Source organism: Gordonia cholesterolivorans (genome assembly GCF_039531975.1).
Lineage (GTDB): Bacteria > Actinomycetota > Actinomycetes > Mycobacteriales > Mycobacteriaceae > Gordonia > Gordonia sihwensis.
This window is the reverse complement of the sequence record NZ_BAAARB010000023.1, coordinates 25,569-40,099: the sequence shown is the minus strand read 5'-3', so window position 1 is coordinate 40,099 and position 14,531 is coordinate 25,569. Positions and strand designations below refer to the sequence as shown.

Here is a 14,531-nt window from a genome sequence, read left to right as displayed (position 1 = left end):
ATCGTCGATCGAAACTCGTCTGTCCAGAGGACACACCACATCTATCAGTCGCGGCGAGTCCGTGCGCCCACTGAGCGGGATCGCGTCCCGCGACAGTGCCTTCGGCCGCACCGCCGGTGCGGCTCGCCCCGCGGCTCTTGGTGAAGGTTAAGAGACAGCGCCTATCCTCACTCCCGATGAGTACTTCACACAGGGTGACCGCGCGCGGGTACGCGGTCATCGCCGCCGTCGCGGGTCTGGTCGCCCTCGTAGCTGCCATCGCCACACCGTTCCTGCCGGTCACCGAGCGGACATCGTCGTTCGACTGGCCGCGGGGCCAGAGCATCTCCGCCGACAATGCGTCGGTCACGGCGCCCCTGGCGACGCAGACCGCCCGGCGGCTCGACGTCACGGTGAATTGCCGGGTGCTCCGGGAGGCGGGGGCGGAGGGCTCCACCGCGGTCGTCGTGTCGACGGTTCCCGCTTCGGCACCGCGCGACATCCGCGACACCGCCCTCGTGGTCACGTCCGGTTCTTCCGGTGCGACGGTCAACGTGCGCGGATCGGCGTTGACGAGCATCGACCGCGCGGGCCTGAACAACTGTTCGCAGCTGCGCTTCTGGGCGTCGGAGGACTCCTTGGGAGCTCAGTTCGTCGGGGCCGGCGCAACGGTGCACGGTGATCCCGCCACCCGGCCGGCGGTCGCCGGAGTCTTCACCGATCTGTCCGGGGACACCGTGCGACGGGCACAGCAGGGTCTGACCGTGCACGTCGACGTCGACAACGCCTTCGACGTCGCCCGAACCGCGCTCAAGACCGCGGTCATCGTCATCGGTGTTCTGGCCGCCCTGGTGGCGCTGTTCGCGTTGAGCCGCCTCGACGCCGTGTCGCGCTTCCGGGCGCCGACCGCCGGGCGCCGACCGCTCCGCAGGCTCGTCGCACCGAGCGTCACCGATCTCACCGTCACCGCCGCCCTGCTGATCTGGCACGTCCTCGGAGCGGGCACCGCCGACGACGGCTACGTGATGGTGATGGGCCGCAACGCGACCGACGCCGGGTATCTGTCCGACTACTATCGCTACTTAGGTGTCTCCGAGGCGCCGTTCGACTGGTACTACTCCTTCCTCTCCCACTGGGCCACGGTGAGTTCCGCGGGCGTCTGGATGCGTCTGCCGGGCCTGGTGGCCGGGCTGGTGTCGTGGTTCATCCTCAGCCGCGTCCTGCTACCCCGTCTGGGCGCCGCCGTCCGGTCCTCACGGTGGGCGGTGTTCAGCGCCGCCGCGGTGTTCGTCGCGTTCTGGATCGCCTTCTGCAGCGGCCTGCGGCCGGAGCCGATCATCGTCGCGGGATCGCTCGCGACCTGGTGGCTGGTCGAGACGTCGATCGCGACGCGCAGGCTGCTGCCCGCGGCGCTCGCGACGTTCGTCGCGTTGCTTACACTCGCCACCGGACCGCAGGGCGTCATCGCCGTCGCCGTTCTGATCGTCGGCTCCCGGCCGATGCTGCGAGTGGTCCGGACACTGCGCGGGCAGTACCGTCTGCTGCCGCTGTTCGCGCCCGTCGCCGCGGCCGTCTCCCTCATCTGCTTTCTGGTCTTCCGCACCCAGACCCTGGGCGCGGTCGTCGAGGCGATCCGGGTCCGGTACGTCGTCGGCCCGACGCTGTCCTGGTACCAGGAGTTGATGCGGTACTACTTCCTCACGCTGGGGACCCCGGACGGTTCCCTCGCCCGTCGTGTACCGGTGCTGCTCCTGCTCGCCACACTGGGGTTGACGACCGCGGTCATGATGCGGCGCGGCCGCCTGCCGGGCTTCGCACGCGGCCCGGTGTGGCGACTGATCGGCAGCGTCCTCCTCACGATGGGTCTGCTCTCGTTCGTGCCCATGAAGTGGACCGTCCAGTTCGGGATCTTCGCCGGGTTGGCCGCCGCCTGTGCCGCCGTTGCCACCGCGGCGATGATCCGGGTGTCGGCGCATGCGCCGCGCACCCTCTGGACGTACGTCACCGTGCTGGTCGGCGCGTGTGCCGTCGCGACGGCCGGCGACAACGCCTGGGGATGGTCGTACGACTACGGCATCCCGTGGTTCGACAAGGCTCCCGTCCTCGCCGGACGACCGGTGTCGACGCTGTTCCTCGTGCTGACCGCGCTCTCGTTCCTCATGCTGGTCTGGGTCAGCGTGCGGCCGCACACCGCACGTCCCCCGTCGGCCGCAGCGGTCCGCCGGCGCCGCATCGTATCGGCGGTGCCGGTCCTGCTGATCGCCGCAGCGCTGGTGCTCGCCGAGTTCGCACTCTTCGGCAAGGCTGCGCTGAGCCGCTCGGACACCTATACGGCGTTCAGCGCCAACGCGCGCGCCCTGACCGGGAGCGCCTGCGGGATGGCCGACCGCGTGCTCGTCGAGAAGGATCCGAATGTCGGGATGCTGCAGCCGGTCGGGGCCGTCGACGCGTCGCGGGCGCTCGCCGGGGAGTCGACGGGGTTCTCCCCCGACGGCGTCGCCGACGATCTGACACCCGATCCGGTCCGGCTCGGCGCCGGCACCCTCCGCACCGCGACGCCCGGCCACTCGTACTCCGGCGACGGCGCTCCAGCGGGTACCACCGGGGGTACCGGTCCGGAGACCGCGAACGGCGGCACCGTGGCACTGCCCTTCGGTCTCGATCCGGCCACCACTCCGGTGCTCGGCAGCTACGGCTTCGACAACGGCCGGGCGGAACTGACCACCGACTGGTACCGGCTCCCCGACCGGACTACGTCTCCGCTGATCGTCATCACCACGGCGGGTTCGGTCTTCTCCGTGGGACAGGACGGGGCCGTGACCGCCGGCCGCGATCTGCATGTCGAGTTCGGCGTCGACACCGACGGGGAGTTCACCCCGGTGGGTGCGCCGTTCGTTCCCATCGATCCGGGTCCCGACCACCCCAACCGGCCGTGGCGCAACCTGCGGATCCCGATGGCCGCGATCCCGCCGTCGGCGACCGCGATGCGGATCGTCGCCGTCGACTCGAACCTGAGTCCCGACGAGTGGCTGGCGATCACCCCGCCGCGTGCCCCGCGGCTGCAGACCCTGCAGAACGTCGTCGGCAGCCGGGAACCGGTGCTGTTGGACCTGTCGGTCGGCAGTCAGTTCCCCTGCCAGCAGCCGGTGACCGCGCGCGACGGGGTGTACGACGTTCCCCGATGGCGCATCACACCCGACCGGACCGCGACCTATTCGACGTCGAAGAGCTGGCAGGCCGCGTCCTCCGGCGGAATCCTGTCGGTGTCGGAGTCGCTGACCAGGCCGTCGACGATGGCCACCTACCTGGAGAACGACTGGTACCGAGACTGGGGCAACCTCGTGAGACTCGAACCGCTCGTGCCGGATGCACCGGCCGCTGCGTTGACCACCGCGACAGTCCGGCAGGCCGGCTGGCGCAATCCGAGCACAATCGTGGCTGGAGGTACCGATGAGTGATCGGACACCGAGCCCCCGGACGGTCCGCATCGCACGGATCGTCGCCGTCGTGGCCGGCGCCATCGGCATCCTGCTCGCCCTCGCGTCGCCGTTCCTGCCGGTCACGTACGCCAAGACCGAGATCACCTGGCCGCAAGCCACGTCGTCGACGTCGGCGCCGACCGTGGCGAACATCGCGGCGCCCAACGTCTCGTACAACCCCGTGTCGATGGATGCGACCGTGCCCTGCTCGCTGGCATCGCTGCTGCCGGCCGACGGCGGCGTGCTGCTCTCGACCGTGCCGAAATCCGGTGTCGACGCGCGCAAGGTGGGCCTGTTCATCAGCGCCACCCACGACAACCTCCTGGTCACCCAGCGCAACGCCGTGCTGATGACGATCCCGCGCGAGCAGGCGCAGCGCACTCCTGAATGCCGCATCGTCGTGCACGCCGACACCGCCGGCACCCGCGGCGAGGTCGAGGGACTGACGGTCCCCGACTCGGCCTTCGACATCCGCGATCCGAACGCGCGGCCGCAGATCATCGGCGTGTACACCGACCTGCCGGCCACCGCCCCCACCGCCGGGCTGAGCTTCCGCTCCACCGTCGACACCCGGTTCAGCACCAGCCCCACCCCGCTCAAACGCACCCTGCTGATCGTCGGCGTGGTCGCGACGATCCTGTCTCTCATCGCGCTCGCCGTGCTCGATGCCCGGGACGGGCGACGCCTGCGCCGACTGCTGCCTCGGCGCTGGTGGCGACCGACCGTGCTCGACGGATTCGTCACCGCGGTGCTGCTGATCTGGCTGATGATCGGCGGCAACACCGCCGACGACGGCTATCAGGTGACGGTCGGGCGCGTGGCGCCCGGCGCGGGTTACCTCGACAACTATTACCGGTACTTCGGTGTCCCCCAGGACCCGTTCGGCTGGCATTACCAGTACCTGGCCAAATGGATGGAGGTCAGCACCGCGATCCCGTGGCTGCGCCTGCTGCCGTTCCTGTTCGCGATCGTCGGATGGTTCCTGATCAGCCGCGTGGCGATCCCGCGACTGGGTCGGACGATCGCCGGTTCCGGTGTCGCACGCTGGGCCGCGGCCCTGGCCTTCCTCGCCGTGTGGCTGCCGTTCAACAACGGCCTGCGCGTGGAACCGGTGATCACCGTCGGCATCCTGCTGACCTGGGTGCTCGTCGAACGCGCGATCGCCACCGGCCGACTGCTCCCCTTCGGTCTCGCGATCGTTTCGGCCGCCTTCACCCTGACCATCCACCCGGTGGGCGCGGTCGCGGCGGTCGCGCTGCTGGCCGGGCTCCGGCCGATGCTCAAGCGGGTGCTGTACCGGCGGCGTCGCGACGGGCTGGCGCCGATGCTGGTGCCCCTTGTGGCGGCGGGTCTGGCCGTCCTGTACGAGATCTTCGCCGACCAGCCGCTCGCCACGATCGTCGAGGGCGTGCAGGCTCAGGGCATCGTGGGTCCGACCAATCACTGGTGGACCGAGGCGATGCGGTACTACATCCTGCTCAATCCGACACCCGACGGCTCCATCGCGCGCCGGGTCGGGATCTTCGTGACGATCCTGTCGGTGCTGCTGGTCGTCCTCGTCCTCGTCCGCAAGCACAGCGTGCCGGGTGTGGCGACCGCGGCCCTGTGGCGGCTCGTGGCCGTCACCGGCGGCGCCGTGGCGGTGCTGGCCTTCGTCCCGACCAAGGCGACCCACCAGATGGGCATCTTCGCCTGCCTGGCCGGGCCGCTGGCCGCGGCCGCGACCGCCTTCCTGAAACCGAGTGTGCTTCGGCGCCCATGCAACCGGACGTTCTTCGCCGCGGCGTCGGCGTACGCGCTCGCGGTGGCCTTCGCCGGCCGCAACCAGTGGTGGTATGTGGGCAGCTACGGCATCCCGTGGTCGGACGACACGCCGCATATCGCCGGCATCGGTTTCTTCTGGCCGATCTTCGCCGTCGCCGTACTGCTGACGGCCGTCGGACTGTGGCAGTACTACCGGGACGACGGCCGAGCACAGTTCGCCGACGCCGCCGAACCCTTCCGGCGCCCGGAGCCGAGCCGTATGGCCGACCTGCCGATGTACTCCCTCGTGATCGTCTCCGCGGTGATCCTGGCCTTCAACATGATCTCGTTCGGCAAAGCGGCCAGGACGCAATCGGATTCGTGGACCTGGGCGAGTTCCAACATCGCGTCCCTGCAGGGGCGCCCGTGCGCACTCGCCGACGCCGTGCTGGTGGAGGCCGATCCGAACACGGGTCTTCTCGCGCCGGCGCAGTTGGCCGGCCAGCGGCCCGCGAGCGCCGGCCAGGCCCTCGCGGGCGGAGCGACGCCCCCGGCCGGGTTCTCACCCGACGGCGTGCCGACGCACTTGGAGACCGACGACAGCGACACGTCCAGCAGTGACACCGACGCTCATCCCGCCCAAGCGGTCGACCAGGATCAGACCGGGCAGTCGACCACCGGTGATTCGACGACCGCCGACACCACCTCCGACACCAGTGGCGGCACCACGGTCAGCCGTGGTGTCAACGGTTCGTCGGTGAAGCTGCCCTTCGGTCTCGACCCACAGCGGGTGCCGGTGCTCGGGAGCTTCGGTGCGCCCGCCGGGACCGGCCGCCTGACCTCGGACTGGTACCAGCTACCCGAACGCTCCGACGATCGGCCTCTGATCACCCTGTCGGCCGCGGGTGCGGTGGAGTCGATCGACGAACTGGCGGTCCGGCATCCGGGCCAGCAACTGCGGCTCGAAGCCGGACGGGTGCAGCCGGACGGCACCGTTGCAACCGTCGCGTCCCTGACCCCGTACGACGCAGGCGGAGCACCGCAGTGGCGCAATCTGCGGTTCCCGATGGCCGAGATTCCTCCCGGCGCGTCCGTCGTCCGGATCGTCGCCGAGGACACCTCGCCGGGCTACGATGCCTGGCTGGCCGTCACACCACCGCGTGCCACACGACTGCAGACGCTCAATTCGCTCGTCGGCAGCGATGATCCGGTACTGCTCGACTGGGAAGTCGCGTTCGCGTTCCCCTGCCAGCGCCCGGCCGGCGTGGTGCACGGCATCCTCGAGACGCCGAAGTGGCGCATCACCCCCGATGCGGTCGGTGAACGGGTGAACTCGGCGCAGTGGATGGCCGGCGACTACGGCGGCCCGCTGGGCATCACCGAGAACGAGCTGCGACAGACGGAGGTCCCGGCCTACCTCGAGAACGACTGGGGCCGTGACTGGGGTTCACTGCAGCGGTTCACCCCGCTCCTGCCGCAGCACGACGCCGAACTCACCGTCACCCACGAGGACCACACCGGTCTCTGGACTCCCGGGCCGATGCGGGTGATCCGCAACTGAATCGGGACAGTGGAAGGCACCCCGGTAGCCTGGGTCGGTGATCACACCCGCCTCTCCCCTGGATTTCGCACGCGGCCCCGCCTGGGCCAACCGCATCGCCCTGGCTCCGCTGACGAATCTGCAGAGCAATGCCGACGGCACTCTCTCGGACGACGAGTACCACTGGCTCGTGAGGAGAGCCGAGGGCGGCTTCGGCATGGTGATGACATGCGCGGCATGGGTGTCCGGCCGGGGGCACTCGTTCTCCGGACAGCTCGGCGTCGCCGGCCCCGAGCACCTCGACGGACTGACCCGGCTGGCGCACGGGCTGCGCGCGGCGGGAGCGGTCTCATCGATCCAGCTGCAGCACGGAGGGCGACGCGGCGACGGACAGTTCGACCCCGTCCGGGTGGCGCCGTGGAACGATGCCGCCAAGCAGGCAGTGGAACTGAGCACCGCCGAGGTGGAGGCGATCGTGGAGGAGTTCGCCGAGGCCGCAGTCCTCGCCTCCGAGGCCGGTTTCGACGGGGCCGAGATCCACGGGGCCCACGGCTACCTGCTCTGCCAGTTCCTCGACGCGCGCAGCAATCACCGCGCCGACAAGTACGGCGGCAGCGCCGACAACCGATTCCGCATCATCCACGAGGTGGTCGATGCGGTCCGTCGCGCCACCGGACCGGATTTTCAGCTGGGCCTGCGACTCTCGCCCGAGCGTTACGGCGTTCCGCTCGCCGAGTCGCGTGAGCTGGCGGCTCAGGTTCTCGCCTCGGGACGGCTCGACTACCTCGACATGTCGATGTGGGACGCGTTCAAACACCCGGCCGAGGAGGAGCACCGCGACCGCACTCTGCTCGAACACTTCACCGATCTGCCGCGCGGGGGCACCCGTCTCGGCGTCGCCGGGAAGATCCTGACCGGTGCTCAAGTGCGCGAGAGCCTCGACGCCGGCGCCGACTTCGTCCTGATCGGGACCGCCGGGATCCTGCACCACGATTTCGCGGCCAGAGTGGTCGCCGACCCCTCGTTCACGTCGACGCCGCAGCCCGTGTCTGCCGATCACATGCGCGCCGAGTCCGTCGGTCCGGCGTTTCTCGAGTACCTGTCGACGAACTGGGACGACTTCGTGCTCTCCTCCTGAGGCCGGCGTCCCGCGGTTCCGGCCACACGCGCCGGTCGCCCGTCCGAATGGTCGGCTCTGAACGGTGTGTCACACTGGGGGCACAGGTGACTGCAGACGGGGGTATGCGTGCTGGGAATCGTGCTGTTGATCGTCGGCGGCGTCGGTCTGGTGTTGACGTTGCTGTCCGTCCTCGGTGTGGATGCCGGCGGCGTGGACGTTCACCTCGGCGACTCCGGCGCCGGACTGCTGTCCATCGTCACCCCGTTCGCCACTGGGTTCGGCCTGCTCGCGGGCGGGCTCCTGACGTTCACCGAGACGGCGACCTGGCCGGCACTGCTGGTCGGTGCGCTCGCCGGCGTGGTGCTCTCGGTCGCGGCCGTCGTCGTTCTGGGGTACCTCGTCGGCGCCGAAGCCGAACTGCCGAACGTCGACCTCATCGGTTCGGCGGTACGCATCGTGGAACCCGTCACTCCCGGCCGCTTCGGGATCGGTGAGGTACGGACGCCGCTCGGCACCCGCCAGGTGACGGTCACCTCCGACGCCCCGCTCGAACACAACGATGAGGCCGTGATCGTGGACCGCATCGACGGCGGCGACAACTACGTCGTCGCCCGCATCTCCCTCACCGACTGATCCCCACCCGGTTCCCTGCAGAACCGGGGCAACGAAAGGAACCCGCAAGATGGGAGCCGTCATCGGCGCCGTAGTGGCCATCGTGGTGCTACTCGTCCTCATCGTCCTGCTCGTGCTGTCGCGCTACCGCGTGCCGGGAGCGGAAGAGGCGTTCATCGTCACCGGCACCGGCAAGGGGCACGAGGGCAAGGTGTACCGCGGAACCGGAACCTTCGTGCTTCCGGTGGTGCAGCGCGCCACCCGAGTGCAGTTGTCATCGGTCAAGGCCGATCTGGACACCTCGACCCCGGCCAACGACGGCATCGAGCTGAAGGTCCGAGGCGTCGCGGTCGTCAAGGTCGGCGACACACCGGAAGCCATCCTCAAGGCGGGTCCGCGTTTCGGCGACGACCTCAACCGGGTCAAGGCCCTCGTCACCGAGCAGCTCTCCGGTGAGCTGCGGTCGATCGTCGGCACAATGACCGCCAAGAGCATCCTCGTCGATCGGCAGCAACTCGTCGACCAGGTCGCGCGCTCGATCAAGGAGATCCTCGGCAACCAGGGATTGATCCTCGACAGCTTCTCGATCAACGACGTCCAGGACTCGGACGGCCAGTACTTCTCCGACCTCGCCGCCAAGGAGCGATTGGATCAGGCCGCGATCGCAGCACGGTCGCGCGCCGTGGCCCACCGCGTGGCCGAACAGAGCCGCATCGAGAACGAGCAGGCGATCATCGAGCAGCAGCGCGAGCTCGACATCGAGCGGGAAGCCGCCCGCCAGGCCACCGACCGTGCGGCGGCCGAGGCCGACGCGGTCCGCCCGCTGGTCGAGGCCGAACGCCGGCGCATTCAGGTGGAGAAGGACAACGAGGTCGCCGAGCAGACCGCACGACTGCGCGACACACAGCTCGACGCCGAGGTGCGCCGCCCCGCCGAAGCCGAGCTGTATGCGGCGCAACAGCGGGCCGAGGCCCGTAAAGCCGAGATCATCGCCGAGGCGGCGGCCAAGGCCGAGGGTATCCGGATCACCGGCGAGGCCGAGGCCGACGCCCTGGAGAAGCGCGCCGAGGCGCTCGGCAAGCTCGACGAGGTCGGCCAGCTGGAACTGGTGCTGAGCAAGCTCCCCGACATCGTCCGCGCGGCCTCGGCACCGCTGGCCGATGCGAACATCACACTGGTCGGCGACTCGGTGAGCCCGGTCGCCAAGGGCGCGGGATCGAGCCTGGTGAGCACCATGGAGCTGATCCGCGGCGCCACCGGTATCGACGTCGCGCAGATGCTGTCCGACCTCGGGACCAGTGATACCGACGGAAGCGGGCGCGCCGCGCCGGCGGAGCCTCACCAGGATCACTGACGGGGATCACTGACGGTGGATCACTGACGGGCCACCGGGCCGGGGCAGCGCTGCCCCGGCCCGGTGGGCTATTCACCCCGCAGGAACTGCAGGATGTCCGGGGTCACCGGATCGACGAGATCGGCCACCTCCTCATGCTTGCTCACATACTTGGCCACGAGCGGACAGACGGCCACCACCCGCCGGCCCGCGGCCCGGGTGTCGTCGAGCGCCTCACGGACCAGGACGGAGCTGAGACCGCGACCGGAGAACCGGTCGTCGAGTTCGGTGTGTGGAAAGATCCGCTGGTCTCCACGGTCGATGAATCGGGTGAATCCGGCGGTCTCACCGTTCACCAGGATCTCGTAACGGCCCAGCGCGTCGTTCCGGACCACCTCCGTGCGTTCTGCGTCGGTCATCGCCCGTCCCCTCTTGTCATGGTCGAGTCCGCCTGCGCGGCTTCAGCCGAGTGTTCGGCAGCGGCGGCGCGGGGATCCATTCGTCGGCTCCCCAGCCGCCCACTGTTCCGAAACGTTCCGACCGCCGCTGCCATTCCTCGCGGTACTCGGCGATCTCGTCGTGGTCGCGGCCGACGAAGTTCCACCACATGACGATGTCCTCGGCGAAGGGCTCGCCGCCGAGCAGCACCGCGCGTGCCGGTCGGTCCGTGGGATTGTGCACTTCGAGCCGGCTGGACCCCGGGCCCACATAGGCGAGCGAAGCGCGCCCGATCCGGACTCCGCCGACCTCCGCGGCGGCCGTGTCGAGCAGAACACCGTGCTCGAAGGACTCGTCGACCTCCAAGACCGCACACGCGCCCGGGTCGATCGACAGTTCCGCGCCGAGCAGCGGTGTTGCCGTGACGATCTCCGCCGACGATCCGCCCGAGTCGCCCACGAATACCTTCATGCTGCCGACCACGGCTCCCGACGCATCGGTCAGGTCCACCGAGGGTGCACGATAGTGCTGAAAGCCGTTCTCCCCGTGGCGGGCGCCGTCGGGCAGCGCGACCCACAGTTGCACCCCGTGCAGCGTCTCCACCCGGCGTGTGGAGACCTCGGAGTGACTGATCCCGCGGCCGGCGGACATCAGGGTCATCTCTCCCGGCAGCACCATCGCGTGCACCCCCGCGCTGTCGCGGTGCTCGATCTCTCCTTCGAACAGCCAGCTCACGGTCTGCAGTCCGGTGTGCGGATGCGGCAGCACCCGCATCCCGCCCGACTGCGAGACCGGCTCGGGACCGTAATGGTCGGCGAAGCACCAGGCGCCGATCATCGATCGATCACGTGTCGGCAACGTCCGGTTCGCCTTCATCGCCCGGATGCCGCCGAGCGGCACCAGGCGAGGTTCGATCACTTCCACACCGGCCGCGGGCGTCGCACCGCACTCCACCTCGGCGGGCTGTGCCTCCATGTTGCTCATCGATCAACCCCTCAATCTGAATCTGAGCGCTGCGATCAGGTCGTCGAGCGCGGCGTCGATCACATCGATCCGCGATCCCGGATCGGGGCTCTCCAGCACGCTCTGCCGGTCGGCCGGTCCGAGTGGAAGATCCGAGGCGGCGCGAAACGTCTCCGTGACCGGGTCGCCGTCGCCGTAGTCGACCGGCGCGGCGAGTTGCGAGGCGATCCACCGCAACTGCGGATCCTTCCGGCCGCCCTGCCCGCAGAGCAGTTGCAGCTGAGCCCGCTTCTCCAGGACGTCCGACCACTCGACGGGGCCGGTGTCCGGCTCGGGGAGATCCTCGACCAGAGCACGCGGATACGGATCGTCGGGCAGCCACTCGGTCACCCGGATGCGCGAGGTTCCGCTGCAGAGCAAGGAGTAGCGGCCAGGTCCCGCGTCGGTGAGGCGGTCGATCCTCGCCACGGTGCCCACCATCGAACGCACGTCGCCGCCGCCGACTTCCGAGCCGCGCTCGATCAACACGACACCGAACTCGCCGCCGTTCTTCTCCACCACGGGAAGCATTGCCGCATAACGGGGTTCGAAGATCCGGAGAGGCAGCTTCTCCCCTGGCAGGAGCACAGCGCCCAGCGGAAACATCGGCATCTCCCTCACGCCGATCACCCTACCCGCGGTCGGTCAGACCCACCCTGATTCGAATGGTTGTCGGCCTTCCCGTGCGAACAGCACACTGTCAACGTGCTCGCGCCGATGTACTCACCCCGCCGATGTCGCTGATCGGTCCCGCCTGATCCGCTCCGCCCGATCCGGCCCCGTCCTGCTTCACCGAACTCTCGTCACCAACCTCACCGGAGGTCTATTCGTCATGTCCACCAACAGTTCCGACCGTCGTCTCGAGACCGCGTATCAGCCGCTCCAGTTCGCGTACTGGGTGCCGAACGTCAGCGGCGGTCTGGTCGTCTCCCGTATCGAACAGCGCACCGACTGGGGGTACGACTACAACCGCACTCTCGCCCGGCTCGCCGAGAACAACGGCTTCGACTACGCACTGAGCCAGGTCCGCTACACGGCCTCGTACGGTGCCGCGTACCAGCACGAGTCGACCAGTTTCTCGCTCGCTCTGCTGCTCGCCACCGAGCGGCTCAAAGTCATCGCCGCGGTCCATCCCGGGCTCTGGCACCCGGGCGTCCTCGCCAAGTTCCTCGCCACCGCCGACCATCTGTCCGGGGGCCGCGCCGCGGTCAACGTCGTGAGCGGCTGGTTCAAGGATGAGTTCACCAAGCTCGGCGAGCCGTGGCTCGAGCACGACGAACGCTACCGCCGCGCCGAGGAGTTCATCACCTACCTACGGCGGATCTGGACCGACGACCACGCCGACCTCGCGGGCGACTTCTATCGTCTCCATGATTTCGATCTGAAGCCGAAGCCGCTCGACCTGCCCGGACGCCCGCATCCGGAGATCTTCCAAGGCGGCAACTCGACCGCGGCTCGAGCGATGGCCGGTCGGGTCTCGGACTGGTACTTCAGCAACGGTAGAGACTTCGACGGTATCAGCGAGCAGGTCAGCGACGTGCTAACCGAAGCGGCACTGCACGACCGCACGGTCAAGTTCGGCCTCAACGGCTTCCTCATCGGACGCGACACGGAGAGCGAGGCCCGCGACGTGCTCCGAGAGATCGTCGACAAGGCGGACCGCGAGGCGGTAGAGGGATTCGGATCCGCGGTCAAGCAGGCCGGCTCGTCCACCTCGGACGGCAAGGGCATGTGGCAGGACTCGGAGTTCGCCGACCTCGTCCAGTACAACGACGGTTTCCGCACCGGACTGATCGGCACACCCGAACAGATCGCCGAGCGCATCGTCGCCTACAAGACCCGCGGCGTGAATCTGCTGCTCCTGGGCTTTCTGCACTACCACGAGGACGTCGTCTACTTCGGCGAGAAGATCCTGCCGATCGTTCGCGATCTCGAGAACGACCTCGCCGTCAGCGGCCGCCTCGAATCCGAGCTCGCCCGTCACGGCGTCCTCGCCGCCCGGTGAGCTCCCACCTCCTCATTCCATCCGGATCGAAAGAAGGCAACCCATGACCGTCACCGACCACACCGCACCGCCCGCGTCCGACGACCTGGCCCGGTTCGACGCCGCACTGCGCCGCGCCGACCTCGTCGCGGCGCAATTGCGGGCCACCGCCGCCGAGCGTGACCGCGCGAACAAGCCGCCGCTGGCCGAGATCGAACTGCTTCGCGAAGCCGACCTGCTGCAGGTCGGTGAGCCGGTGGAGTACGGAGGCTCGGGACTGGACTATTCGCAGTCGCAGCAACTGACCCGACACGTCGCCCGCGGCGACACCTCGATCGCGCACCTGCTCGGTTACCACTACGCACAGCAGCGCATACCGCACCTGTTCGGGACCGCCGATCAGGCCGACGAACTCTCGCGCCGCAACGCACAGTTCAAGCCCTTCTGGGGCGGCGTGCAGAATCCGCGCGGCGCATCCGGTCTGACGCTCACCCGTGACGGGTCCGGTTTCCGGCTCGACGGCCGGCGCACCTTCGCCTCGGGAGCCGGTGTCGCCGACCAGCTGTCGGTGACCGCCGAACTCGACGGCGACCTGGTGTTCCTGTCCATCCCGGCCCGGCGCGAAGGGTTCACACCGCTGAACGACTGGGACAACATCGGCCAGAGACTGACCGACTCCGGCGGAGTGGTCTTCGACGGTGTGCGCATCGAGCGCAGCGAGATCCTCGGCGAGGATCCGCTGACCGGACGCGTGCCGAGCGCATATCAGACTCTCGTGACCCCGCACTGGCAGCTGGCCTTCGTCAACTTCTACATCGGCACCGCCGAAGGTGCACTCGAGGAGGCACTGGACTGGACTCGCCTGCACGCCTCACCGTGGGAGACCTCCGGTCTGGAGAGCGCGACCGACGATCCGTACATCCTCGAGCTGGTCGGCGCGCTGCGCTCCGAGGTCACCGCCGCGGCGCTGCTCGCCGACCACGCGGGTGAGGCGCTGCAGAGCGCACTCGACATCGGCCCGGACCTCACGCCCGACCAGCGTGCCGAAGCCGCGATCGCGATCGCCGAGGCCAAGTACGTCACGACCAAGGTGTCCCTCGACGTGGCTTCGCGGCTGTTCGAGATCCAGGGAGCTCGCGCGACGACGACCTCCTACGGCTTCGATCGGCACTGGCGCAACCTGCGAACGCACACGGTGCACGATCCGGTCGCATACAAGGCCCGCGAGGTCGGCGATTGGACGCTGAACCGCCGCGCCCCGCAGTTCACGCTGTACAGCTGAACCGACCACCGTCCGCCGT

At 69.0% G+C, this 14,531-nt stretch carries 10 protein-coding genes; 7 read left to right on the top strand and 3 right to left on the bottom strand.

Going from position 1 to position 14,531, the window contains the following annotated elements; genetic code table 11:
• Positions 1–176: 176 nt before the first annotated feature.
• From ABFX36_RS16685 to ABFX36_RS16665, 5 genes are all read left to right on the top strand, one after another.
• On the top strand, positions 177–3,437 hold the full coding sequence (locus ABFX36_RS16685) for an arabinosyltransferase domain-containing protein (protein ID WP_346077456.1): 3,261 nt from the start codon (positions 177–179) through the stop codon (positions 3,435–3,437).
• Positions 3,430–6,762, top strand: a complete 3,333-nt coding sequence (locus ABFX36_RS16680) for an arabinosyltransferase domain-containing protein (protein ID WP_062367854.1) — start codon at positions 3,430–3,432, stop codon at positions 6,760–6,762. Before ABFX36_RS16685 ends, ABFX36_RS16680 begins: the two co-directional genes overlap by 8 nt.
• A gap of 37 nt (positions 6,763–6,799) precedes the next feature.
• Positions 6,800–7,879: an NADH:flavin oxidoreductase gene (locus tag ABFX36_RS16675; RefSeq protein WP_346077453.1), complete on the top strand. Its 1,080-nt coding sequence runs from the start codon at positions 6,800–6,802 to the stop codon at positions 7,877–7,879.
• 108 nt (positions 7,880–7,987) lie between these two features.
• Positions 7,988–8,494 carry a hypothetical protein gene (locus ABFX36_RS16670; protein WP_006894990.1) on the top strand — a complete coding sequence of 169 codons (507 nt, stop codon included), beginning with the start codon at positions 7,988–7,990 and terminating at the stop codon, positions 8,492–8,494.
• A gap of 49 nt (positions 8,495–8,543) precedes the next feature.
• Positions 8,544–9,827 carry a flotillin family protein gene (locus tag ABFX36_RS16665; RefSeq protein WP_346077451.1) on the top strand — a complete coding sequence of 428 codons (1,284 nt, stop codon included), beginning with the start codon at positions 8,544–8,546 and terminating at the stop codon, positions 9,825–9,827.
• Between the two features lie 68 nt (positions 9,828–9,895).
• Here ABFX36_RS16665 and ABFX36_RS16660 read toward each other — a convergent pair whose 3' ends face one another.
• Genes ABFX36_RS16660 through ABFX36_RS16650 form a run of 3 tightly spaced genes read right to left on the bottom strand, consistent with a single transcriptional unit; the run spans position 9,896 to position 11,858 of the window.
• A complete protein-coding gene (locus ABFX36_RS16660; protein WP_346077449.1) occupies positions 9,896–10,225 on the bottom strand; it encodes a GNAT family N-acetyltransferase in 330 nt (109 codons plus the stop codon).
• A gap of 16 nt (positions 10,226–10,241) precedes the next feature.
• Complete coding sequence (locus ABFX36_RS16655) at positions 10,242–11,228, bottom strand: pirin family protein (protein ID WP_346077447.1); 987 nt, start codon at positions 11,226–11,228, stop codon at positions 10,242–10,244.
• 3 nt (positions 11,229–11,231) lie between these two features.
• On the bottom strand, positions 11,232–11,858 hold the full coding sequence (locus ABFX36_RS16650; protein WP_346077484.1) for an LON peptidase substrate-binding domain-containing protein: 627 nt from the start codon (positions 11,856–11,858) through the stop codon (positions 11,232–11,234).
• A 220-nt stretch (positions 11,859–12,078) separates the two neighbouring features.
• Here ABFX36_RS16650 and sfnG point away from each other — a divergent pair, with 220 nt between their 5' ends.
• Positions 12,079–13,251, top strand: a complete 1,173-nt coding sequence (gene sfnG, locus ABFX36_RS16645; protein ID WP_006894983.1) for a dimethylsulfone monooxygenase SfnG — start codon at positions 12,079–12,081, stop codon at positions 13,249–13,251.
• A 43-nt stretch (positions 13,252–13,294) separates the two neighbouring features.
• Positions 13,295–14,512, top strand: a complete 1,218-nt coding sequence (locus ABFX36_RS16640; RefSeq protein ID WP_346077444.1) for an acyl-CoA dehydrogenase family protein — start codon at positions 13,295–13,297, stop codon at positions 14,510–14,512.
• Positions 14,513–14,531 lie beyond the last annotated feature (19 nt).